Origin of the sequence: Butyrivibrio hungatei DSM 14810 (genome assembly GCF_900143205.1) — a bacterium.
Lineage (GTDB): Bacteria > Bacillota > Clostridia > Lachnospirales > Lachnospiraceae > Butyrivibrio > Butyrivibrio hungatei.
Genome location: NZ_FRDH01000004.1, coordinates 381,155 through 403,815, shown reverse-complemented (window position 1 = coordinate 403,815; position 22,661 = coordinate 381,155). Strand labels below are relative to the sequence as shown.

Here is a 22,661-nt window from a genome sequence, read left to right as displayed (position 1 = left end):
TAATGAAATAAATAGGAGAAAAAGTATGAAGGTTTTAGATTCTGAGCTCTTAAAGGGCTATGCAAGAATGGCAATGGACGGCTTTAATCAGGGCTGGCATGAAAGAAACGGTGGAAATTTAAGCTATCGTTTAAAAGCTGAAGAAATCGATCTTTTAAAGGATGACTTTGATTTTTCTGGAGACTGGCAGGAAATCGGCTGGCAAAAAAACGATGAATCTGCTTTCCCAGGTCTTGCTGGCGAATTCTTTATGGTAAGTGGTTCAGGCAAGTATTTCAGAAACATTGAGCTTGATCCTGCAGCTAACGTTTGTATCATTCAGCTCAACGAGGAAGGTAACAGATTCAAAAAGGTTTGGGGCCTTGTAAATGGCGGACGCCCAACATCTGAGCTTCCAACTCACCTTGCAAATCTTGAAGTATTAAAGAATAGGGACGAGAACATCCGCGTAGTATATCACTGCCACCCTACTAATACAGTAGCTCTTACCTACGTTCTTCCACTTGATGAAAGAGTATTCACAAGAGAAATCTATGAGATGGCAACTGAGTGCCCTATCGTATTTCCTGAGGGAATCGGAATTGTGCCTTGGATGCTCTGCGGCGGCAAACTGATCGGTGATGCTACATCAGAGATCATGAAGACCAAGGATGTCGCAGTTTGGGCTCACCACGGTGCATTCTGCTGCGGCTATGACTTTGACCTCACATTCGGTCTCATGCACACAGTTGAAAAAGCAGCTGAGATTTTAGTAAAGGTCAGATCAATGACAGATACAAAGATTAATACAATAACTCCTGAGCAGTTCAGAGAACTCAACGCTCCATTTGGAGTAAACATCAACGAGAAGTTCCTTTATGAGAGACATACCTTCAAGATTGGCGAGATGCCACAGGACTAATACTTTTCAGGAGGACAAATAATAATGGAAAAAAGTTATTATCTGGCTGTTGATATTGGTGCTTCTTCTGGCCGTCATATCCTCTCACATATGGAAAACGGCAAGATCGTTTTAGAAGAGATCTACCGTTTCTCAAATGAAAATGACCTAAAGGATGGTCACCGCGTTTGGGATACAGAAAGACTCTTTAACGAAGTTGTAAAGGGCATGAAAAAATGCAGTGAGCTTGGCAAGATTCCTGTATCAATGGGTATAGATACCTGGGGCGTTGACTACGTTCTTCTTGATGAGAATGGCCAAAAGCTCGGTCCATGCTACGCCTACAGAGACTCAAGAACTGAAAAGATGGATGAAGAAGTATATAAGATCATCCCTCAAAATGAGCTCTATAGAAGGACCGGAATCCAGAAAGCCATATTCAATACTATTTATCAGCTCATGGCTATGAAGCTACAGGAGCCTGAAGTTCTTGATAAAGCCAAGACTCTTTTGATGGTGCCTGATTACCTGCACTATCTTCTTACAGGCAATATGCTTCAGGAATACACTAACGCTTCTACTACTCAGCTTGTAGATCCTGAAACAAACGAATGGGACTATGAACTTATTGAAAAGCTAGGCTTTCCTAAAAAGCTCTTTGATTCCCTTAATATGCCTGGCACGTTTGTAGGTGGTCTCCTTCCTGCCATCAAAAATCAGGTAGGTTTTGACACAAAAGTTGTTATGCCGGCAACCCACGATACAGGTTCAGCTGTAATGAGCGTTCCTTCAAATTCAGAGGACGTGCTTTATATCTCTTCCGGAACCTGGTCGCTTATGGGATGTGAGCTCTTAAAAGCAAATACAACCTCTGATGCAGAGAAAGCTAATTTCACAAATGAAGGCGGCTATGATCACCGCTACCGCTTCCTTAAAAACATCATGGGCCTTTGGATGATCCAATCTGTAAAAAAAGAATTAGAGGATGGCTATCAGTTTGCAGGAAGAGGAAGTGATGAAGACTTTAGCTTTGCTCACCTGTGTGAAAAAGCTTCTTTTGAAACAATCGATTCTCTGGTTGATGCCAACGATTTAAGATTCCTTGCCCCTGAGTCCATGATCAGAGAGATAAAGGATGCGTGCTGGGAAAAAAATCTTGAAGTTCCAGAAACCCCTTGGCAGATTGCAAGAGTCATATACAGATCTCTTGCTGAATGCTACAAAAACGCTGCTATCGAGATTGAGCAGTTAACCGACAAGCATTTTGATGCCATCAACATTGTTGGCGGAGGATCAAATGCCAAGTGGCTCAATGAATTAACTGCCGAAACAACTGGCAAGACAGTTCTTGCTGGTCCAGGAGAAGCTACTGCTATCGGTAATCTCGGAGCACAGATGATCGCAGCTGGTGAATTCAAGGATCTTAAAGCTTTCAGATCCTGTGTATTTGATTCTTTTGGGGTAAAGACATTTAAATAAAATCATTTCCGTCTAGAACGGAAGAAAGGACTACTTATGTTAGTAAATACAAAAGCTAAAGTTGGGGTATTTTCAATCGCACTTGGTGCATATCTCCCACAGTTTCCACAGTTAGTACCTGAGTTTAACGCTCAGTACGACGCTTTTAAAAAAACTCTTCCAGATACAGTAGAGATCATTGATGGAGGCCTTGTTACAACTAAGGAACAGGCTATGGCAGCTGGTGACAAGTTCAGAGCCGCTGACGTTGACCTCGTTTTCCTTCAGATGCTCACATACGCAACTTCCTACAACGTTCTCCCAGCTATCAGAGACCTTGATGTTCCTGTTGTAGTTATTAACGTTCAGAAAAAGCTTGCTCCAGATTATGAAAACACAGATATCGCTACATGGCTTGGCGAGCTCTATGCCTGCGGTGCTGTAGGTGAAGCCGTAGCAGACCTTGAGAGAGCCGGAAAAAGACATGCTGTTATAACAGGCGTTGTTGAAGGCGGCGATGAAGGCGTTGCCAGTGAAATTGAAGACTGGTGCAAAGCTGCACAGGTAAGAAGAAGATTCCGTCAGACAAACATCGCCCAGATTGGTCGTCCATACCCTGGAATGATGGATCTTTACATTGATGAGACTAATCTCTACAACAGAATGGGTCTTTACACCAAGCAGTTTGACTGGGAGGATATGTGGTGCATCGCTGATAACATCACTGATGAAGCTGCTATCAGAGCAAAAGCTCAGGATATCCTTGATACCTTCGAGATTGAAGGCGGCGGTTCTATCGAAGAAGTTTGGGAAATGGCCAAGTATGTACTTGCCTTTGAGCAGTGGGTAAAGGACGAGGATATCGCCCTTGTAGCTTCTCACTATGCTGGAAAAGCTCAGGGTCAGGCAGGAGTTCTTGATTCAATGCTTATCCCTGCATTCTCAATGCTCATCAAGCAGGGAACAGCTTGTGCTGTAGAGGGTGACATGAAGGTCGCTATGGCAATGTCTATCCTTAAGACAATCGCTGGAACAGGTCAGCTCTCAGAGATGTACTCAATCGACTTCAACGAAGATATCTGCATAATCGGTCATTCAGGATCAGGTGATGCTGACATCTCTCTTGCTCACAAGCCAACAATGAAGATAGTCAAGGTATTCCACGGCAAAGTTGGTGGTGGATATCTCACACAGTTCTACCCTCCTACAGGTGATATCACATACCTTGCTATCACACAGGACAAGGATGGAAACTTCAAATTTATCGTAGCTGAAGGTGAAAATCAGCCAGGTCCTATCTTTACTTTTGGAGACACAAACATGCGCACAAAGTTCTCTATCAGTGCTCGTGAATTTGTAAATCGCTGGAGTGAAGCTGGCCCAACACACCACATGGCAGCTGCAGTTGGACGCCACGCTGACACCATCCTTAAGGTAGCCAAAATCCTTGGCATCCCGGTAGAGGTTGTTTGTAGATAACCCGGAAGGTTGTGATACCGGACGTAAGATAAGTGAAAGGTTTCATTGTCGTTGAGATTTTGGGGTGTGAAGCTTTGTTTTGCCCTCATCAAAAAACGCTTCAAATGCTGCTAAAACGTATTTAATAGAGCGTTTTTTGAAATCGTGCAAATCCAAAACTTCACACTCCCAAAACCAGCATAGAATATGACTTTTCACTTATCTTACTGTTCTGGGATGATAATCTTTCTGATAAAGTAATAATTATTAATAAAGAAAATGCTTAGATTAGCTAAGATGATACTGTAAATAGAAAAAAAGGATGTCTTAGTCTAAATAACTAATTAAATAACTGCTATTGTTGAGTGATAAAAAATAAATAGTATAAAAGAATAAAACCGCCAATGTTTACTTGTCATTTAAGTAAGACAGAGGCGGTTCTTTTTCGTTTGAAAATGTTTTTTAAATAATTGTTTTTATAATATGTATTTTCTAGTTTTGATGTTTTTCCAGCAGGCACTGACTGGATACCAGTTGCAGTTGCCACATATTTCCTTCAGGCGCTCATCTTCTTTGCCGGAGGTTAGGTAGGTGTCGAGTTTGGAGATGAGTTCCTGATAGGAGTATGTGCCTTCTGTAAGATTAAGGGCATCGATGACACCTTGATCGAAATGAAGAACTTTGGAGTCAGATTCGCAGATGCCGTCGGAAAGTTTGGATGGACAGCTTTTGCAAAGGTTATCTGTAGTAAATACTATTTCTATCTGCTCATCCTTGTTAGTTCTAAGGCGCTCTACTACTTCGTTCATGTTTGATACGAAATTATCTGAATAGCCTTTTCCACTATAACCTTGAGTACATAAAAGGTGATGGGGACGAAGCCTTATCATATCTTTTCTCATAAAAGATTTGCCTTATGCATAGCTTTTTTGAGAGTATCTCCCAGAATTCCTGAAAGCACGAGCTTGATTACTGCTGTTGGAATAAATGGAAGAACGCATGCTCCCAAAGCAACTGCAAATGTTGAATCTGCAACGATCACAAACCATACAGTACCAACAATATAGTTGATGATAACGCCGCCAAGAAGTCCAAGCCAGTAGATAGGGCTCTTAACTCCTTTATCTGAAACAAGCCCTGAAATAAGAGCCATAATAGGAAATGAAAGAATAAATCCACCTGTCATTCCAAATACTACTCCAATACCGCCAGAAAGTCCTGCAAGAACTGGCACTCCTACCATTGCAAGAAGAATATATACAAGAGTTGATAGTGTTCCTCTCTTGGCACCGAGTATGATACCTGCAAGAGGTACAGCAAGTGTCTGAAGTGTCAGAGGTACTCCTCCTGGAAGTGGTATAGATATCTGCGCCATAATTGCTATGATAGCTGTAAAAATAGCAATATAGCAGATGTCTTTAACATTTGTTGTCTGTCTTGTTACTGTTTTTTCTTTTTCCATGTCTTATCTAGTCTCCTAAATTTTTATTAGTCTTGTATATTATTATCACCCCTGGCATGGATTGTCAACCAATTTTATTGATTGGTTGACATTAAAAAAGACAATAAAAAAGCCATAATTCATGAAACACGCATCTTTACTGAAAAAAATCAGTAATATACATGATCAGGATCATGACTTTAAATGATCGTATTAAGAATCTCTGCAACCAGCTGGTTCTTGGTTATGGAAGCTTTTCCCGTCTCAAACAGGGTCACCACCTTATCTTTTATATCATCTGGAAAGCATTCTATATCTGAGTCAAAGTTAATTCCTATTCCTACTACTATCCACTGAACAAGGCCAGTTTCAAACTCAGTTCCTGCCTCTGTCAGAATACCGCAGACTTTTTTATCCCCAATATAAAGATCATTTATAGGCTTAAGTCTGGGCCTGATATTGCATGTCTTCTCTATAGCGTCGCAGACTGAATTGCCAATAAATGTTGTGATCTCATCGGGATTCGTATATGGAATCTTATCAGGTGACAATATCACACTAAAGTACAGCCCTCCTTCCGGCGAAAAGAAGCTGTGGTCTCTTCTTCCTTTACCGCTGGTCTGCCTGGCAGAAACCACCACTGTTCCATGGGGATTACCTGCAATAGCCAGCTCTTTTGCTATTCTATTGGTAGACGTTGTGGTATCAAAGATATGGATCATATTGCTGACATCCTGATAGATAGTGGCAACATTTCCATCCAGATAAGACAAGATACCCCCTGCAGATAAAATATCCTTTTCAAGAGCAAGCTTGTATCCCTTGTTACTAACAGCTTCAATCTCATAACCGCACTTCCTAAGCTCGTTGATGGCTTTCCAGATAGCATTTCTAGAAATACCAAGGAGAGAGGCAATGCTCTCTCCTGATATATATCTGTCCTTATTCGAATTTAAGATTTCAAGAACTTTATCTTTAGAATTCATAGTAATTATTCGTTACCAAAAAGGTCTCTTGTATATACTTTATCTACGACATCCTGAAGTTCAGGTGTGAGGCGGTTTGCAATGATGTAATCGCACTCCTTCTTAAACTTTTCAATATCTCTTTCGACCTTAGAGTTAAAGAAAGCATCTTCCTTGAGGGTTGGCTCGTATACAACGCACTCAATTCCTCTTGATTTGATTCTCTTCATTATACCCTGAATAGCTGACTGTCTGAAATTATCTGAACCTGCCTTCATTGTAAGTCTGTAAACGCCGACTTTCTTTGGCTTAAGAGCCCAGATCCTGTCAGCGATGAAATCTTTTCTGGTCCTGTTAGCATCAACTATAGCTGTAATGAGGTTATTAGGAACATCCTCATAGTTTGCAAGAAGCTGCTTGGTATCCTTAGGAAGACAATATCCGCCATATCCAAAGGAAGGATTATTGTAAAAGTCACCAATTCGTGGATCAAGGCATACGCCTTCGATAATATTCTTGGTATTAAGACCTCTTACCTCGGCATAGGTATCAAGCTCGTTAAAGTATGAAACTCTAAGAGCAAGATATGTATTAGCAAAAAGCTTAACGCACTCAGCCTCTGTAGTATTCATGAAAAGAGTCTGAACATCTTCTTTCAGTGCTCCCTGCTTCAATAAACCTGCAAAAAGCTTGGCTTTCTCATTTGCCTCTTCACTATCTGTATCGTAACCAACGATGATCCTTGAAGGGTAAAGGTTATCATAAAGTGCATGTCCTTCTCTTAAGAACTCTGGTGAGAACATGATGTGGTCTGTATGATATTCTTCCATGAGCTCCTCTGTAAATCCTACAGGGATTGTTGACTTAATGACGATATAGGCATCAGGGTTTTCTTTTCTAACCTGATCTACAACACTAAGAACTGATGATGTATCAAAATAGTTGAGCTTCTCATCGTAATTTGTTGGAGTTGAAACGATAACAAAATCAGCATCAACATAGGCAGATGAAGCATCTGTCGTAGCATATAATCTGAGATTATCCTTTTTGAGGTACTCCTCTATCTCTTTGTCAACGATAGGGGAAATCTTGTTGTTGACCATGTCAACTTTCTCCTGAATTACATCAACTGCTGTAACATCGTTGAACTGTGATAACAATATTGAATTGGAAAGACCTACGTAGCCTGTTCCAACAACTGCAATTTTCATTTTATATACCTCTTGAAATCAAAATAATAAAGAAATTTTACCACAAAAAAGACTTCTATGCACTACCTTCATAAGCACATAGAAGCCCTTATAATCTAATTTTTTATCAACTCTGTTTTGCCTTTTCTTCTTCTACTGTTTCAAAGACTTTGATCCTTACTTTTACGTCTTCAGGCATACCGACAAACATAGCGCCATAGTGGAACCCGTCATCGCGCTTTTCAGCTCTGACTATCTGAACAATTACATGAAGAACTTCCTTGGTCCAGATTGTCAGATTAGCTTCGTAATTATCTCCAATAACGAGTTGTTTGTCAGAAACAAAACCAAGTCCAGCTGTAGAAGCATCTGTAATCTTGATATCTACAGTTTCTGCATCGCCACCAAGTTCTTTGATGATGATCTCACCTGATAGATCAAGTCTTCTTCCTTTTCTTCTTTCTTCCATACTATCCCCCGTATTCAATTATTTAATGTAGCCGTTCTGACGATAATAAATATCATCACCATGTTTAACACGGCGCTTTTCTTCGCCTCTGAGCAATTCCTGCATATAAGGATTGTCATTGGCTCCAGAAACAGAAATAGGTGTTGTTTCCTTGTTTACATAGATATCTTTTGATGATTTTCCAAACATAAAAAGCACCTCCTGATAAAAGCAAACACTCACTCTGTACATACATTATATCACGGTTTTTCATATAAAGAAAAAAATAGCACAGCGAAAAATTTAATCGCTGTGCTAAATAGTTCAAATTAATATCCAAATTCCTGAGCCCAATACCAGCTTCCATCACCAGTCTGGCAAATAGCGATACCTACTGTTCTGTATCCGCTATCCATAATGTTAGCTGCGTGTGTTGGAGAATTCATCCAAGCTGCATATACGCTGTCAGCTGACTGATACAACTTAGCAAGGTTCTCACCATACTGAACATTACTATCAACAGTCCAGAAAGCTGAACCATTAGGTCTTGTATGTGAGAATGAAGTTGTAATCTCATTTGCACGAACCTGAGCTGCGTTTGTAAGAGCATCGCTCCAAACTAAAGCAGAAAGCCCCTGAGCTGTTCTCTGCTGGTTCATAAGATTAAATACAGCAGTGCAGGCATCAAGACAAGCCTGGCTAGATGAAGCAGATCCTGCAAGAGCAATAGCCTCATCATCAATCCATATTTCGCCTTCACCTTCGTGAATGCCTCTTGTAGCAGCCTGATCATCGATTGCTCCGTCCTTAACGGCTCCGCAAGCTACAAATGTAAGAGCTAAAACGCTGGCAACCATAACAGCTACTAAACTCTTAAACTTTTTCATCTTTTATCTCTCCTGTTTAAGAAATGAACATAGTTCATCCGTTTATCCATATTTCTAGCTATATGTTACTTTAACCATTTTTTCTATGCAATAACGTAATCATTACTTTTTTATAAAAAACACTAATTTATTTCAACATCAAAACCCTTCATTGAAATTTTATTTTCACCCATTCATTTCCCAGGCTGAAACTTTTATTGTATGTACTACAAATCTCTTATTACTTCCTGCTGCTCCACTGCATGTTGAGAGTGTAAGAATACTGTTTCCCTGTGTCAGATCGATTCCATCAGGTATTGGATAAGAAGAGTGAGTCTTTACATAGTCGGTAAATGCCTTGTACTCTTCTGTGCTGTTAACTACTGAATATGCATCACTTCCAACACCAGTTATAGCATATGCAAATACTCTGTACTGATACACATAGTCTTTTGTATATACATATACATAAGGATCCTCTTCCAAAAGAGCTGCTCCATCCTTTTGATATAACTGCTTAAGTCTTCCAAACATAGAGCCATCTTTCATATTATGGCCAAAAACAATATCATGAAAGCCACAGAACTTAGCATCACTGAGCACATCTTCAAAAATACAGCCAGCTTTATTTTCATTTTTGTCAAATGTCAGATAGAGATATTCGTCTATCTCATTTTCTTTTACCACAGGATAACTGATATCAAGGCATGGAAAATATATCCAGGCAACGATATCACCATTGATCCTTGAAAGCTTGTCAAAATCTACATTAAGTAGAGGATAATCGATGATCTCTGGTGTATCTTCCTTTGGAACATAAGTAACTGCAATATTTTCGAGATCCTGATATTCATCAGCAGCCTCTTTATACTCCATTTTGTTGATACCGATCATGGCCACTTCATAAGCAATAACAACAAGACATATTACTATAATAATGTTACGAATCACTTTAAAATTCATAAATCCCCCTCCGAATGGCTTGTTTCCTTAATTATAATCTATTTACAAGGTTCAAACAAATGTATTATATTGTAAAGTGTTATGAAAAAAATTGGAGGTAGGTATATGCCAGAAAATCAGAATCCTAATATCTTACAGAAGATTCACAATGATAACTTTAAATGGAATGATATTTTTATCTTCCCAACACTTATTTCTCTTGTCCTTTTAATAATAGGTCAGCTGATAGGACAGTTTGGAACACTTATCTTTGCTCCTTTTATAACTAAAGAAAACTATGATTATATTATGATCACAGCTCAGTACTTCTCATTTTGGGGAATTTGGGCTGCATTCCTTCTTTATTTCTTGTGCAAATGGAACAGACCTATTTATAAGGCTCTTTGGAGAAAGTGCAAGGGAAACAATATTGTTCACCTTTTACTTGGTCTTTTGATCGGATTTGGAACAAACGCTCTCTGTATATTAGTAGCTGTACTTCATAAAGATATCTTCATCTATTATGATTCATTCCAGCCGCTTAGAGTTCTTCTTATCTTTGTATGCATCTTCATTCAGTCATCAGCCGAAGAGCTTATGTGCAGAGGATTCCTCTATCAGCGTCTTAGAAAGAGCTACAGACATCCTGCTGTTGCCATCATAGGAAATGCCGTTTTATTTGGTTTCCTTCATATCTTCAACAGTGGTGTTACTCCTCTTGCTATCACAAACATTGTATTAGTTGGAATCAGCTATGCGCTTTTTGTTTACTACTGCGACAGCATCTGGCTTCCAATGGCTGCACATGCTGCATGGAACTTTACACAGAACATTTTATTCGGGCTTCCAAACAGCGGAATCGTTTCACCATTTTCAATCTTCAAGCTTGACGCATCAACAGCTAAGGATAGCTTTGCATACAACGTAGGGTTCGGCGTTGAGTCAACAATCGTAGCTTGCGTAGTACTTATCATCTGCTGCGTACTCACAATCCTTTGGGGTGAGAAATACAAGAAAAAGCCTACAGATATCTGGGCAGAGTGAGTGGTTGGTTTCCCGGTAGGTTGAGTGGCTTGCCGGTCTTGTGCATCAAAAAAGACATCTTTCAGTATTTTTGAAAGGTGTCTTTTAAAATACATAATAATGCGTGGGATGTAATCTGAATTATAAGTTTACGTCTGTTTGCTAAATCTTCTAATTTATGGCGTATTTTCAAATATTCAATTACGTCTCTCTACCAATAACACACTATCCTGACGTAAAAAATGAAAATATATTACGTCTTTTCAGTAAAACAATCACTATAGACTTAAATCATCAAATTATTTTACGTCTCATCAGTAGAACAATCACTATAGACTTAAATCATCAAATTACTTTACGTCTTATCAAGAATAAGCTCGAATTAAGCGTAATCCCCCTCAAATACACTACGTCAATATCTAATAAACAAGTATTATAGACGTAAAATGCTACTCACAACTTTCCTATATTCCCTTGTGAATAGTATCTTTTCCGAAGGCATCATTTAACTTTCTTGTCATTTCATCAAGCTTCTTGCGCTTTTCATCGGAAATAGCTGGAGATTTGATTGCAGATGAAACATCTTTTATTTCTTTGAAGTCATCAAAGAGATTCATCTGACGGTAGGAGCCATCGTCAAGTTTAGTAACGCCTACTCCCACGAGGCGGACAGAATAGCCTTTGATAAAGAGGCCGTCATCACCAAGAAGAAGCTTGTCTGATAGTTCCTTGGCATAGCGAAGTATCTTGTCTGTATCGTTAATAGAGCTTTCTATCTGCATCTGACAGGAATGGCGCTTAAAATCTGTAGTCTTAACTGAAACAGTTACTGTTCTGCCATAGACCTCGTCTCTTTTCAGGCGATTAGATACACTTTCTGAAAGGCGCCTGAGTATAGGTATGATCTCTGAATCGTAGTTATCAGAGTTAAGATCAAAAGAAATTGTAGTCTCATTGGAATAGCTTTTGGCATCATCGTACTCCCCTGATACATTGGTACTACCGATGCCGTTGGCACTGGCGTAGATATAGGCTCCGCCATTTTCACCAAGGATATTTGTGATAAAAATCGGATCAGCGTTGGCGGCATCGCCAATTGACTTGATGCCCACACTTTTAAGTCTCTCTGCTGTGGCCTTACCGCAGCCAAAGAGATCTCCTATAGGAAGAGGCCACATCTTTTCAGGAATCTCTTCTGGAAAAAGAGTATGTATCCTGTCTGGCTTGGTAAAATCACTTGCCATCTTGGCAAGAAGCTTGTTGCAGGAAATGCCTACATTTACAGTAAAGCCAAGAGTATCTCTAATTTCATCCTTAAGCTGTCTGGCAACGCAGATAGGAAAAGGCTCTTCTGGTGTCTCAAGTTTTTTATACACAGACCTTGTACCCGTCATATCCATATATGCTTCATCTATAGATACCTGCTGGATAGTAGGTGCATATTTCCTAAGTATCTCAATAAAGGCATGTGAAAATCTACGATAAGTAGCAAAATCGCCTCTTACCATAACAAGCTTGGGGCACTTCTGAAGTGCCTTAACAACTGGCTCTCCTGTAACAATGCCGTACTTCTTGGCTGGAATAGACTTAGCTGTTATGATGCCGTGCCTAGTCTTAACATCTCCTCCAACAGCTGACGGAATAGTGCGCAGATCGACGCTTCCAGGCTCTTCCTCTAGCTTTTTAAGAGCAGACCAGGACAAAAACGCAGAATTTACATCCACGTGAAATATGATATTTTCGTACTTACTTGCATCAATTTGACTCATATAAACATAATACCGCAAACATTAGTTCGATACAAGCAGTATTACATCAGATAAATGTTCATCCATTTAACGCATTGCAAATATCTTCTGGAAGCTTAGCCTCAAAAGCCAAAGCTTCTCCTGTTATTGGCTGAAAAAATTCCAGATGCGCTGCATGAAGAGCTGCACGCTCCATTCCATGGTTATTAGATATTTCTTTTCCATAGAGGCTATCACCCAGAAGGGGATGGCCAAGAAATGACATATGAACTCTTATCTGATGGGTCCTTCCGGTATCAAGTACAAGTCGAACCATTGCAAAATCTTCAAACTGTTTTTCAACTTTATAATGAGTAATAGCTTCTTTCCCATCAGGTCTGACTTCTCTTATCATCTTCTCTTTTGGATTTTCCCAGATAGGCTCATTTACCGTACCTTCTTTTTCCTCGAACACTCCCTCACACAGAGCCACATATTCTTTTCTCCTTGACATGTTGAGACACTGATCAGATAAAAGAGCTGCACTATGCCTGTTCTTGGCAAATATAAGAAGGCCTGAGGTCTCTCTGTCAAGGCGGCCAATAACTCTCATGACATGATTCTGTCCTGTCTTTTTGTAATACCCTGCAAGGTAATTACTAAGAGAGTCAGTGTAGTGGCAATAAGAAGGATGAACCACCATATTTCCTGGCTTATTGATCACAATGAGGTCTTCATCTTCGTAAACAATATCAAGAGGATGATCGCTTGGAATGATCTCTGAGCCATTATCTATATCTTCATAGATCCGCACATATAGCGTATCACCCACCATGAGCTCATCTTTTAAAAAGATAGCTCTTTTCCCCAAAGGATCAGAATCTCCTGCATCATGGCACATAACGCCATCCTCAAAAAGCTTGCAGCGAGTTATCTCTCTACTTGATAGCTTCATCTTCTGCTTCATTATGTCCCGGGCTGACATAGTTCCATCTTCAGTTCTAACTGTATACTTAAGTTCTCTAAAATCGCTATTCATAAAACAAATAATAAATGATGATGATGAAAAAAGTCAAAAAAAGGACATGGTTCAAAGTCCATGCCCTTATTAAATGTTTATTCATTATTGATCTCGATCATATCGATTCTGTTAACTACACCGATGTCCTCCAGGACTCTGATCATCCTATAGACTGTGGCCATTCCAACAGTCTTGTCTTTGGCCATTACCTGATAATAAATATCCTTACAGGAGCTGTGGTCATTGCCCATGATCACATCAACTATAAGTCGTCGCTGCTTGGTGATGCGGCAGCCATTATCTTTAAGTCTGTCGATTACCTGTTCACTACTCATACTTTACTCCCCTTATCTGTGCTGCCAAAAATCAAATATGCCCTTCTTGTCATAAGGTATAGTCTCAGAATCCAGATAATGATAACCGGTTCTATCTATAGAATCTCCCAAAACACTTAAATCTATCACATCATCTGTAATAAAGGTTGCTTCCTTCTTTTTGCAACTAGCTGTAACCTTCTTTGCAGATGGAAATGTCTTTCTAATTGTTTCTTTGATATGTGTCTCACACATGGAGCACATCATGCCATCTATCTTAACTGTCGTCTTATACATAAGCTTTGTCCTTATACTTTTCCGAACTGTTTACTTCTTGGTTCTATGCTCTGTACCGCAACTACTACATCCTGAACAGTGACCATTGCATCCACCGGAACATCCTGCACATCCACCAGATTTGATCTGGTTTACTACGTTTCTTCCGCAAATATAAACCAGCACTCCAACTAATAATAGTGCTACTACATTTCCCAAAATCGTCGCCATATTCGCTCCTTTCTAGTACATCCTAGAGCTTTAAATATATTACACTTTCATTTCTTAATCTTGTTCTTTTTAAAGCTTATCATTTCTGCCTATTTTCTGGTTTTCATTATATATAAGCAGTAATTTTTATTAGCAAATCTAAGACTTATATACAATTTTGCAGGAATTACATATTTCACGAGGATGTGTTAAAAAACGTCGGCACTTAGGCACTGTTTTTTAGTGCCTTAGTGTCCGTTACGTTTTTTACCAAGCGAAAGCGTCATCCAAGTGGAATATGTATTCCTCAAAATTGCCCATAATCTTTATGCATTAGCCTTTACAGCCATTTCTCTGCCTTCGTTTTCTGAAGCTACGTAGCCCTTTCTGAAAAGGAGGTAAATAAGTGTTCCAAGAAGGATCACAGCTACGATAGTTCCAAATCCAAATGCAACTTCTCCAAGAATAAGTCCACCTAAATTATATACGATAAGTGCAAGTACATATGCCCAAACTGTCATATAACCAATAGCAGCCCATGTCCACTTTGCATTGTTCATCTCACGCTTGATAGCACCGATAGCTGCAAAACATGGTGCGCAAAGGAGGTTAAAGATCATGAATGAGAATGCTGCAATTGGTGTGTAATCTGCTGCAACTCTTGCCCAGATCTGCTCACCCTCTTCTCCAAGCTCCTCTTCTGTATCATCATATGCATAGAGAACACCAAATGTTCCAACAACTTCCTCTTTTGCTACAAGACCAGTAACTGTTGCTACTGTAGGCTTCCAGTTACCAAAACCAAGTGGCTTAAATACGAATGATACAGCATTACCAACACTTGCAAGAAGTGAAGCATCCATAGCGTTTACATCTTCCTCAGGGATATCCATCTTAGCTGCGAGCTCTGATACATATTCATCAGTAATAACTGTCTCATCCTCAAAGAGATTATCAACAAGTCCAAAATGTCCATTTACAGTTCCGAATGCTGAAAGGAACCAGATAATGATTGAAGAAATAACGATAACTGATCCAGCTCTCTTAATGAATGACCATCCACGCTCCCATGTAGCTCTAAGAACACCTACAAATGAAGGAACATGGTATGCTGGGAGCTCCATAACGAATGGTGCTGGCATTCCAGCAAATGCCTTGAACTTCTTTAAGATGATACCTGAAAGAATAATTGAACCAATACCGATGAAGTAAGCTGATGCAGCGATAAGTGGTGATCCACCAAATACAGCACCTGCAATAAGTCCGATAATAGGAAGCTTAGCTCCACAAGGCATGAATGTTGTTGTCATAAGAGTCATCTTACGATCACGCTCATTCTCGATTGTACGGCTGGCCATAACACCAGGAACACCACATCCTGTTGCAACAAGGCAAGGGATGAATGACTTACCTGAAAGACCAAACTGACGGAAGATACGGTCCATAACGAAAGCTACACGAGCCATATATCCAATATCCTCTAAGATTGAGAGGAGGAGGAAAAGAACCAGCATCTGTGGTACGAAACCGATGACAGCACCAACACCTGCTACGATACCGTCCTGAATAAGTCCATAAAGAACTGTTCCTTCTTCTACATGAAGTGCTGAAAGAATAGTATCAAAGAATCCTGGAACCCACTCACCAAAGATAACGTCATTTGTAAAATCAGTAGCTCTTGTACCAATTGATACGCTCCAACCACCCATTGCGATAGCGTAGATAAGGAACATAACAAGAGCAAAGATTGGAAGACCAAGGATTCTGTTAGTAACGATCTTGTCGATCTTATCTGATACTGAAAGCTCGCCCTTAGCACGTCCCTTTTTAACTACCTTTGATGTTACGCCTGTAATATATGTATATCTCTCATTTGTAATGATAGACTCTGAATCATCATCAAGTGACTTCTCGCAAGCCTTGATAATTTCCTCAATCTCAGACTTTCTAGTTGCAGAAAGCTCAAGTTTTTCCATAGCTTTCTCATCACGCTCAAAAGCCTTGATAGCATTCCATCTAAGGAAATTGTCATCAACTGATCCTTTTAATAACTCTTCGATCTTTTCAACGGCTGCTTTAGCTTCCCCAGTAATTACTTCCTTAGCTTCAGCCTTTTTCTTGTTCTTGGCAAGATCAACAGCTTTTTTTACAAGAGCATCTGTACCCTCGCTCTTAAGTGCTGAAAGCTCAACAACTTCACATCCAAGTGCATCTGAAAGAGCCTTTACATCGATCTTATCACCATTTTTACGAACAAGGTCCATCATGTTAAGAGCAACAATCATAGGGATGTTGAGCTCAAGAAGCTGTGTTGTAAGATAAAGGTTACGCTCGATATTAGTTCCATCAACGATATTGATGATAGCGTCTGGCTTCTCAGTTACGAGATATGTACGAGATACTACTTCTTCAAGTGTATAAGGTGAAAGAGAATAGATACCAGGAAGATCCTGAATAACTACATCCTTGTACTCTGCTCCCTTAAGCTTACCTTCCTTCTTTTCTACAGTAACGCCAGGCCAGTTACCAACATACTGCCTGCTACCTGTCAGATCATTAAACAAAGTGGTCTTACCACTGTTAGGATTACCCGCTAAAGCAATCTTGATTTCCATTTCTGCCTCCTAAAATAAACTTTTTCTTGTTAGTCAATGCTTACACATGTTCAAAAAAATTTCACTCAACCTCTACAAACTCAGCATCTGCTTTACGAACAGATAATTCGTAACCTCTTACTGTTAGTTCGATAGGATCTCCAAGTGGTGCAACCTTTCTCACATAAACTTCTGCGCCCTTAGTAAGACCCATATCCATGATACGGCGTCTTGTAGGTCCTTCCCCATGCAGCTTAACAACTGTAGCTGTTTTTCCAATTTCAACATCTTTTAATGTTTTCATTGAATCTCAATTCTCCCTTCAAATATTTATTTAGATAAAAATGCGGTTTGCAAGGCTCTTATCAAGAGCTATACGACTGTCTTTAACATTAACAATCATATTTCCACCATTCTTATTCACAACATTAACCTTCTCTCCAGCAACAAATCCAAGTACAGCAAGGTGCTGCTTGACCTCATCTGTTCCTGTGATCTTTTTGATAGTGACCAGTTGTCCAATATCAGCCATTGTTATAGGCATCATATTCACCCCTTTTCATATTCATAAGTTAGTCCTAGCTAACCCACATGTGTTAGTTATATCTAACTATATAGCGTAGTTAGTTTTAACTAACATTCGTATAAATTACCTTGTAGTCTATATTTGTTTGTTACCCTTTGCTAACTCATGTATAGAATATTCTTTTTGATAATAAATGTCAATTACATTTTTCTTAATATTTACAAAATAATGAGCCCTAGGGACGGAGGTTGTGGCTCACTTTTTTGGTATGGCATGGAGCATGCTGTTTTGGGGTGGGCGACCACAGGCCAGCCCAAAACAGCATTCTTCCTGCCACCAAAAAATGAGCCACTACCCCCGTCCCCATGGCTCAAAAATGGCTTACGCATTTTTCTGCGTAAGCCATTGATCTGCATATTGAATTAGAAATACTTCTTATCCTTCATCCTCTCGATAGCATCCATAGCAAGTCTGCTTCTCTCACACTCTGCAGCTGAAAGAGATATCTGCCATGCAAGCGGGCTGCCTTTCATATGCTCAGCGGCATAGGAAAGACCATTAGTCCTTTCGTCAAGAAATGGTCTATCTATCTGATTTGGATCACCAAGAAGGATGATCTTGGTATCCTTACCTGCTCTTGTAATGATACCCTTAGCTTGAGTAGGTGTCATGTTCTGAGCTTCATCAATTATGAGATAGGTTTTAAGGATTGACCTTCCTCGAATGAAGTTCAATGCTTCACACTGAACAATTCCTCTCTCAAAGACTTCGTCAGTCTTGTCCTGAAGCTCTTTTTCATCCTTGTAGCGCTCTTCTTCATTGGAATCTATGAGTTGCTCAAGGTTATCGATTATAGGCCTCATAAGAGGAGATATCTTTTCCTGTTCATCACCAGGAAGAAATCCGATGTCATCATCAAACTGGGAATTTGGTCTGCAGACCAGGATCCTTCTGTACTCTCCTGTAGGTCTGTTGATCATCTTCTCAAGACCAACTGCCAGAGAGTAGAACGTCTTGGCTGTACCTGCCATTCCCTTTACGATTACAAGCGGTGCCACATCAGCTGGCTGCATGAGTGCTTCCTGAAGGAAGTACTGACCTGCATTTCTAGGCTTAACGCCATAAGGCTGGCTTTTTTCAAACTCCAGTTTCTTGATAAAGCCTTTGCAGACGCGGCCCATCTGAGTCTTGTTGGTGGACTGATCCGCTCTTACTACCACAAATTCATTTTCATAAAGCTCAGGTGCGTACTGATTGCCGTTCTCATCACAGCAATACACCTTATCCACAGGAATTCCCTTTTTCTTGAAATCCTTGAAGACATCTTCAGGTGCGAAGACATCAATACGTCCACTGTACTGCTCACCGTGGTCTGCCACCTGTTCTGTGGTGAAATCTTCTGATCTGATATTAAGGAGCTGTGCCTTAATCCTCATCAGAATGTCCTTGGTAACAAGAATTACCTGTTCCTTGGACTTGTCACTAAGTCCCTTACACACTTTCAGGATACGATTGTCAGACTTATAGTCTGCCATATCCTTTGGAAGCTCCACATCCTTAAAGTTCTTTTCTACTCTAAGAAGTCCTCCATTGTCGAGCTTCACACCTGCAACCAGATCGCCTGCTCCCCTTAGTTGATCGAGGATTCTGATCGCCTCACGTACATTTGCTCCTCTCTCGCCCTCATCTCTCTTGTGGGCGTCCAACTCTTCCAAGACTACCAGCGGAAGAACGACCTCGTTATCATCAAAGCACTTCAAGGCGTGTGGTGCCTGAATCAAAACGTTGGTGTCCAGTACGTAGATCTTCTTCATGCGTAGGTCCCCCTCTATTTGTATGACTTGTTATCTTATTATACCACATATTGTGGTACGGCAATCAAAAATATTCAGTTTACCATTATCATTCACAGTTTCTCTTCCAGTGCACAATTTAAACTGTTTTAGTCTTTGACGCAAAGTTTTTTAACATTGAAAGACCATCAGGCGTCATTATTGATTCAGGATGAAACTGAAGTCCGTATATAGGATAATCCTTGTGTTCTACCGCCATGATCTCACCATCATCGGCAGTAGCTGTTACTTTGAGGCACTCTGGAAGGGTCTCTGGTAAAAGAGCCAGTGAATGATATCTTGCAACCTTTGCTCTCTTTGGAAGGTCCTTAAACATAACAGATTCTGTATCAAGCTCTGCCTCAGACTGCTTGCCATGCATAAGCTCTTTTGCATGATCAACTGTCCCTCCAAAGGCTTCGCAGATAGCCTGATGTCCAAGACAAACTCCAAGGATTGGTATCTCTTTTCCCAGCTCTTTTACTATATCCTCACAGATGCCCGCTTCAGAAGGCTTGCCTGGTCCTGGCGAAAGAACTATGGCACTTGGATCCATATCTCTTATCTCATCTACCGTATAAGCGTCGTTACGGACTGCCTTTATATCTGGAGTTATGGTTCCAATCAGCTGAAAAAGGTTGTATGTAAAACTATCGTAGTTATCAATTATCAAGATCATAGTCGCTTTCCCTTTCTTTAATCGCTACATTCGCAGGCATCTTTGATTGCATTGACTACTGCCTTTGCCTTGTTTACGCACTCTGTAAACTCTTTTTCCGGAACAGAATCTGCTACGATCCCTGCTCCGCTCCTTACAAAGACCTTGCCGTTTTTCTTGTAGGCAAGTCTGATGGCAATGCAGGTATCAAGGTTTCCTGTAAAGTCGACGTAACCAATGGCTCCGCCGTAGATTCCACGCTTAATACCCTCAAGTTCATCTATGATCTCGCAGGCTCTTATTTTAGGAGCTCCTGAAAGAGTTCCTGCCGGAAGCACGCTGTCTATTGCATCAATTGCAGTAAACTTATCTGAAAGCCTGCCCTTAACCGATGATCCAATATGCATGACATGTGAGTATCTCTCAATTTCCATGTACTTTTCCACTTCAACAGTTCCAAACTCACTAAGCTTTCCAAGATCATTTCTTCCCAGATCCACCAGCATGTTGTGTTCAGCTCTTTCTTTTTCGTCTGCAAGAAGCTCTTTTTCCAAGGCCTGGTCCTCTTCAAAGGTTGCTCCCCTTGGCCTTGTACCTGCAAGTGGGAACGTTCTGATAACGCCGTCTTCTACTTTAACCAGAGTCTCTGGTGATGCTCCTGCAATCTCAGTATCACCAGAAAAATAGAACATGTAAGGAGAAGGGTTTGTGGTCCTTAATATCCTATAGGTATCAAAAAGGCTTCCCTCAAAATCAGCCTCCATGGGATTTGATAAAACAAGCTGGAAAATATCACCTTCTATGATGTGCTCCTTTACCTTCTCCACCTTCTGACAATACTCTTCCTTTGAAAAGACATGCTTGATTTCTGAAAGAAGCTTTCCTTTTTCAACATCTTTCATCTCACCATGTAAAATAAGATCCTGCATTTCATCCAGCTTTTTAACTGCTCTGTCATAGGCTTCTTCAAATTCACAATTATCTGCTGATGGAACCTTCACATTGGCTATCAAAAGGATCTTTTGCTTAAAGTTGTCAAAACAGATAAGGCTATCAAAGAGCATCAGATCAAGATCATTATAGTCATAGTCATTTTGCGCCTTGAAATGAAGGGATTTCTCTGCATACTGCATGTAGTCGTAGGAAAAATAACCCACAAGACCACCTGTAAATGTAGGAGAATCCTTAAGCTTTGGAGCTTTGTTTTCTTCAACCAGCTTCCTGATATAGGAGCTTGGACTATCTGTATCCATGGAGGTCTGTACTCCATTTTCATCAGTTACCAATAGCTTTTTTCCCTTACATGAAATCTCTAATGTGGGATTGTAGCCAAGAAATGAATATCTGCCCCATTGTCTTGAATCCTCAACACTTTCAAGCAAAAACACATGGTCACTTACGTTCTTTAGCTTTCTAAGAACCTGCACAGGCGTTGCCACATCAGACAAGATCTCTCTGATGACCGGGATCAGTCTGTATTTGCCGTCTTTAGCTATTTTCTTTACTTCTTCTAGTGATGTCTGGATCATACATGCCTCCTTTTTTATGCATGGCTCTGCAATTTCCTTTGTTTTGCGTGCTATTGCAGACACAAAGAAAGCCCCCAGTAGAACAAAATGTTCTACTGAGGGCGAGTAATTAAAGTATACCCGTGGTGCCACCTCTATTTGTGTCATACACACGCTCTTAAGGATACCAACATATCCCCGGCTGGTAACGGCAGCCATACCGTCATAGGCTACTGGGTAAAAAACCTTTCGCTATGCCCTCAACGGACCATTTGCAAATCAGCGTTCTGCCCGGCTCGCACCTACCCGGACTCTCTGTGAGTGCCCCTTTCGCATCTTCCCGTCTCATCGGTTTTAGTCTTATATTAAATTGAATTATACAGACCACCACTTAGTAGTGTCAATCACTTTTTTATGATAAAGCAAAAAAGTATTAACTCTACCTACATACTTCCCACATAACTCCAAGATTAATATCACTTTATCATATATCCACGATTATCGTACCAATGTCTGCCATCAGTAAGTACGTAATCTTCATGGTTCTTGATCCTGTTCATATAATCTTCTATGGACCTAAGCGGTGTCCTAAATGCTGTACCTCCGCCAAATAGACTTGTGCTGTGCTGGTCAGATCCTGCAGTTCCAGGAAGATTATTGTCGTTAGCAAGTTTAACAGCCTTCTCATTCCAGATGCTGTGATCTGCTGCTCCCTCTCTGTGAGGAAGGTGCCCAGCATTAAACATCTCTATGCCATCTGCGTACTGTTCAAAAGTAAGCACTTCATCAATATAATCAGCTTCTCTATATGGATGAGCGTTTATCACCATTCCGCCAACTGAGTGAATAAGTTCATACTGCTCAGGAATTCCAGCCTCTCGAAGTTCTGGATGTTTTTTCATCCAATCAATAGTAAATCCATAAATAAGGAAATCATGACCACAGCCTTGCGTAGCCTCATATCCAAGAAATACAGGAAGTCCTATCCTATCGCCTTCCGCCTTGGCATTATGATATCCCATAAAGAACTTATCAAGCCACTCTTCCCAAGGAAGATTCCTGTCTACCGCAGTATTACCTCCCCAGTTATGGTCAGTAACCATAACTCCAGCATATCCTGCTTCCTTATATGCTCTTACCATTTCTTCTGCCGGACACATACCGCACTTACTGCCCTCTGAGGTATGCATATGTGTCTCATACAAGTAAGGATAATCCGAAAGTAACTCAATCTTATTCATGTCTGTTCCTCGCTGTCTATCCATATAAATTTAATAAAAAGATGGTTCATAAACGATAATAAACCATTTATGAACCATTTTCA

24 protein-coding genes are annotated in these 22,661 nt (G+C 40.3%); 4 read left to right on the top strand and 20 right to left on the bottom strand.

All coding sequences use genetic code 11. The features are described 5' to 3' along the window. The first annotated feature begins 25 nt into the window (after positions 1-25). From rhaD to BUA02_RS05950, 3 genes are read left to right on the top strand one after another with little or no spacing between them, the layout of a single operon-like run. Positions 26-901: a rhamnulose-1-phosphate aldolase gene (rhaD, locus tag BUA02_RS05960; RefSeq protein WP_072701782.1), complete on the top strand. Its 876-nt coding sequence runs from the start codon at positions 26-28 to the stop codon at positions 899-901. Positions 902-925: 24 nt separating this feature from the next. After that, positions 926-2,359 carry a rhamnulokinase gene (gene rhaB / locus BUA02_RS05955; protein ID WP_072701780.1) on the top strand — a complete coding sequence of 478 codons (1,434 nt, stop codon included), beginning with the start codon at positions 926-928 and terminating at the stop codon, positions 2,357-2,359. Between the two features lie 36 nt (positions 2,360-2,395). Next, positions 2,396-3,817 carry an arabinose isomerase gene (locus BUA02_RS05950; protein WP_072701778.1) on the top strand — a complete coding sequence of 474 codons (1,422 nt, stop codon included), beginning with the start codon at positions 2,396-2,398 and terminating at the stop codon, positions 3,815-3,817. A 455-nt stretch (positions 3,818-4,272) separates the two neighbouring features. On the opposite strand, the gene BUA02_RS05945 is transcribed toward BUA02_RS05950, so the two are convergent. The 8 genes from BUA02_RS05945 to BUA02_RS05915 form a co-directional block, all read right to left on the bottom strand. Then, complete coding sequence (locus BUA02_RS05945) at positions 4,273-4,698, bottom strand: DUF1284 domain-containing protein (RefSeq protein ID WP_242946481.1); 426 nt, start codon at positions 4,696-4,698, stop codon at positions 4,273-4,275. Continuing rightward, entirely contained in the window at positions 4,695-5,258 is a 564-nt protein-coding gene (locus tag BUA02_RS05940) for a biotin transporter BioY (protein ID WP_071175811.1), read from the bottom strand. Before BUA02_RS05940 ends, BUA02_RS05945 begins: the two co-directional genes overlap by 4 nt. A gap of 179 nt (positions 5,259-5,437) precedes the next feature. Further along, positions 5,438-6,223 (bottom strand): biotin--[acetyl-CoA-carboxylase] ligase, encoded by a 786-nt coding sequence (locus BUA02_RS05935; RefSeq protein ID WP_072701776.1) that lies wholly within the window; start codon positions 6,221-6,223, stop codon positions 5,438-5,440. A gap of 5 nt (positions 6,224-6,228) precedes the next feature. Beyond that, positions 6,229-7,413, bottom strand: coding sequence for a nucleotide sugar dehydrogenase (locus tag BUA02_RS05930; RefSeq protein WP_072701774.1), 1,185 nt, complete (start codon positions 7,411-7,413; stop codon positions 6,229-6,231). Positions 7,414-7,519: 106 nt separating this feature from the next. After that, on the bottom strand, positions 7,520-7,861 hold the full coding sequence (locus BUA02_RS05925; protein ID WP_072701772.1) for a PilZ domain-containing protein: 342 nt from the start codon (positions 7,859-7,861) through the stop codon (positions 7,520-7,522). Between the two features lie 18 nt (positions 7,862-7,879). Continuing rightward, positions 7,880-8,050, bottom strand: coding sequence for a hypothetical protein (locus BUA02_RS15810; RefSeq protein ID WP_178297611.1), 171 nt, complete (start codon positions 8,048-8,050; stop codon positions 7,880-7,882). Between the two features lie 119 nt (positions 8,051-8,169). Next, positions 8,170-8,727, bottom strand: a complete 558-nt coding sequence (locus BUA02_RS05920) for a CAP domain-containing protein (RefSeq protein ID WP_072701770.1) — start codon at positions 8,725-8,727, stop codon at positions 8,170-8,172. Positions 8,728-8,892: 165 nt separating this feature from the next. Beyond that, positions 8,893-9,669, bottom strand: coding sequence for a class B sortase (locus BUA02_RS05915; protein ID WP_071175806.1), 777 nt, complete (start codon positions 9,667-9,669; stop codon positions 8,893-8,895). Between the two features lie 105 nt (positions 9,670-9,774). Between BUA02_RS05915 and BUA02_RS05910 the strand changes: the two genes are divergently transcribed. Beyond that, complete coding sequence (locus BUA02_RS05910; RefSeq protein ID WP_072701768.1) at positions 9,775-10,692, top strand: CPBP family intramembrane glutamic endopeptidase; 918 nt, start codon at positions 9,775-9,777, stop codon at positions 10,690-10,692. A 443-nt stretch (positions 10,693-11,135) separates the two neighbouring features. On the opposite strand, the gene BUA02_RS05905 is transcribed toward BUA02_RS05910, so the two are convergent. From BUA02_RS05905 to BUA02_RS05850, 12 genes are all read right to left on the bottom strand, one after another. Then, the gene (locus tag BUA02_RS05905; protein WP_072701766.1) at positions 11,136-12,440 is read right to left on the bottom strand and encodes a DNA polymerase Y family protein; all 1,305 of its coding nucleotides are present in this window, start codon (positions 12,438-12,440) and stop codon (positions 11,136-11,138) included. Positions 12,441-12,498: 58 nt separating this feature from the next. Beyond that, positions 12,499-13,437, bottom strand: a complete 939-nt coding sequence (locus tag BUA02_RS05900; RefSeq protein WP_072701764.1) for an RluA family pseudouridine synthase — start codon at positions 13,435-13,437, stop codon at positions 12,499-12,501. A gap of 77 nt (positions 13,438-13,514) precedes the next feature. Beyond that, on the bottom strand, positions 13,515-13,754 hold the full coding sequence (locus BUA02_RS05895) for a Fur family transcriptional regulator (RefSeq protein ID WP_071175803.1): 240 nt from the start codon (positions 13,752-13,754) through the stop codon (positions 13,515-13,517). A gap of 12 nt (positions 13,755-13,766) precedes the next feature. Continuing rightward, positions 13,767-14,030 (bottom strand): heavy-metal-associated domain-containing protein, encoded by a 264-nt coding sequence (locus BUA02_RS05890; protein ID WP_072701762.1) that lies wholly within the window; start codon positions 14,028-14,030, stop codon positions 13,767-13,769. A 30-nt stretch (positions 14,031-14,060) separates the two neighbouring features. Further along, the gene (locus BUA02_RS15680) at positions 14,061-14,240 is read right to left on the bottom strand and encodes a FeoB-associated Cys-rich membrane protein (RefSeq protein ID WP_143147388.1); all 180 of its coding nucleotides are present in this window, start codon (positions 14,238-14,240) and stop codon (positions 14,061-14,063) included. A gap of 305 nt (positions 14,241-14,545) precedes the next feature. Then, the gene (gene feoB / locus BUA02_RS05885; RefSeq protein WP_072701760.1) at positions 14,546-16,834 is read right to left on the bottom strand and encodes a ferrous iron transport protein B; all 2,289 of its coding nucleotides are present in this window, start codon (positions 16,832-16,834) and stop codon (positions 14,546-14,548) included. A gap of 61 nt (positions 16,835-16,895) precedes the next feature. Then, complete coding sequence (locus tag BUA02_RS05880) at positions 16,896-17,117, bottom strand: FeoA family protein (protein ID WP_071175799.1); 222 nt, start codon at positions 17,115-17,117, stop codon at positions 16,896-16,898. 30 nt (positions 17,118-17,147) lie between these two features. Further along, complete coding sequence (locus tag BUA02_RS05875) at positions 17,148-17,360, bottom strand: FeoA family protein (RefSeq protein WP_072701758.1); 213 nt, start codon at positions 17,358-17,360, stop codon at positions 17,148-17,150. A 401-nt stretch (positions 17,361-17,761) separates the two neighbouring features. Then, positions 17,762-19,153, bottom strand: coding sequence for a PhoH family protein (locus BUA02_RS05865; RefSeq protein WP_071175796.1), 1,392 nt, complete (start codon positions 19,151-19,153; stop codon positions 17,762-17,764). A gap of 118 nt (positions 19,154-19,271) precedes the next feature. Further along, positions 19,272-19,850: an anthranilate synthase component II gene (locus BUA02_RS05860; RefSeq protein WP_072701754.1), complete on the bottom strand. Its 579-nt coding sequence runs from the start codon at positions 19,848-19,850 to the stop codon at positions 19,272-19,274. 17 nt (positions 19,851-19,867) lie between these two features. Continuing rightward, positions 19,868-21,358 (bottom strand): anthranilate synthase component I, encoded by a 1,491-nt coding sequence (trpE, locus tag BUA02_RS05855; protein WP_072702000.1) that lies wholly within the window; start codon positions 21,356-21,358, stop codon positions 19,868-19,870. A 455-nt stretch (positions 21,359-21,813) separates the two neighbouring features. Beyond that, entirely contained in the window at positions 21,814-22,578 is a 765-nt protein-coding gene (locus BUA02_RS05850; protein WP_072701752.1) for a PHP domain-containing protein, read from the bottom strand. Positions 22,579-22,661: the final 83 nt, after the last annotated feature.

What these genes read in the sequence shown, in the direction of transcription:
- BUA02_RS05915 (WP_071175806.1), bottom strand. Translation starts at nt 9,669, where the DNA reads ATGAATTTTAAAGTGATTCGTAACATTATTATAGTAATATGTCTTGTT.
- BUA02_RS05930 (WP_072701774.1), bottom strand. Translation starts at nt 7,413, where the DNA reads ATGAAAATTGCAGTTGTTGGAACAGGCTACGTAGGTCTTTCCAATTCA.
- BUA02_RS15810 (WP_178297611.1), bottom strand. Translation starts at nt 8,050, where the DNA reads ATGTTTGGAAAATCATCAAAAGATATCTATGTAAACAAGGAAACAACA.
- BUA02_RS05860 (WP_072701754.1), bottom strand. Translation starts at nt 19,850, where the DNA reads ATGATCTTGATAATTGATAACTACGATAGTTTTACATACAACCTTTTT.
- BUA02_RS05925 (WP_072701772.1), bottom strand. Translation starts at nt 7,861, where the DNA reads ATGGAAGAAAGAAGAAAAGGAAGAAGACTTGATCTATCAGGTGAGATC.
- feoB (WP_072701760.1), bottom strand. Translation starts at nt 16,834, where the DNA reads ATGGAAATCAAGATTGCTTTAGCGGGTAATCCTAACAGTGGTAAGACC.
- BUA02_RS15680 (WP_143147388.1), bottom strand. Translation starts at nt 14,240, where the DNA reads ATGGCGACGATTTTGGGAAATGTAGTAGCACTATTATTAGTTGGAGTG.
- BUA02_RS05940 (WP_071175811.1), bottom strand. Translation starts at nt 5,258, where the DNA reads ATGGAAAAAGAAAAAACAGTAACAAGACAGACAACAAATGTTAAAGAC.
- BUA02_RS05945 (WP_242946481.1), bottom strand. Translation starts at nt 4,698, where the DNA reads ATGAGAAAAGATATGATAAGGCTTCGTCCCCATCACCTTTTATGTACT.
- BUA02_RS05935 (WP_072701776.1), bottom strand. Translation starts at nt 6,223, where the DNA reads ATGAATTCTAAAGATAAAGTTCTTGAAATCTTAAATTCGAATAAGGAC.
- BUA02_RS05905 (WP_072701766.1), bottom strand. Translation starts at nt 12,440, where the DNA reads ATGAGTCAAATTGATGCAAGTAAGTACGAAAATATCATATTTCACGTG.
- BUA02_RS05880 (WP_071175799.1), bottom strand. Translation starts at nt 17,117, where the DNA reads ATGAAAACATTAAAAGATGTTGAAATTGGAAAAACAGCTACAGTTGTT.
- rhaB (WP_072701780.1), top strand. Translation starts at nt 926, where the DNA reads ATGGAAAAAAGTTATTATCTGGCTGTTGATATTGGTGCTTCTTCTGGC.
- BUA02_RS05950 (WP_072701778.1), top strand. Translation starts at nt 2,396, where the DNA reads ATGTTAGTAAATACAAAAGCTAAAGTTGGGGTATTTTCAATCGCACTT.
- rhaD (WP_072701782.1), top strand. Translation starts at nt 26, where the DNA reads ATGAAGGTTTTAGATTCTGAGCTCTTAAAGGGCTATGCAAGAATGGCA.
- BUA02_RS05850 (WP_072701752.1), bottom strand. Translation starts at nt 22,578, where the DNA reads ATGAATAAGATTGAGTTACTTTCGGATTATCCTTACTTGTATGAGACA.
- BUA02_RS05890 (WP_072701762.1), bottom strand. Translation starts at nt 14,030, where the DNA reads ATGTATAAGACGACAGTTAAGATAGATGGCATGATGTGCTCCATGTGT.
- BUA02_RS05900 (WP_072701764.1), bottom strand. Translation starts at nt 13,437, where the DNA reads ATGAATAGCGATTTTAGAGAACTTAAGTATACAGTTAGAACTGAAGAT.
- BUA02_RS05910 (WP_072701768.1), top strand. Translation starts at nt 9,775, where the DNA reads ATGCCAGAAAATCAGAATCCTAATATCTTACAGAAGATTCACAATGAT.
- BUA02_RS05865 (WP_071175796.1), bottom strand. Translation starts at nt 19,153, where the DNA reads ATGAAGAAGATCTACGTACTGGACACCAACGTTTTGATTCAGGCACCA.
- trpE (WP_072702000.1), bottom strand. Translation starts at nt 21,358, where the DNA reads ATGATCCAGACATCACTAGAAGAAGTAAAGAAAATAGCTAAAGACGGC.
- BUA02_RS05895 (WP_071175803.1), bottom strand. Translation starts at nt 13,754, where the DNA reads ATGAGTAGTGAACAGGTAATCGACAGACTTAAAGATAATGGCTGCCGC.
- BUA02_RS05920 (WP_072701770.1), bottom strand. Translation starts at nt 8,727, where the DNA reads ATGAAAAAGTTTAAGAGTTTAGTAGCTGTTATGGTTGCCAGCGTTTTA.
- BUA02_RS05875 (WP_072701758.1), bottom strand. Translation starts at nt 17,360, where the DNA reads ATGATGCCTATAACAATGGCTGATATTGGACAACTGGTCACTATCAAA.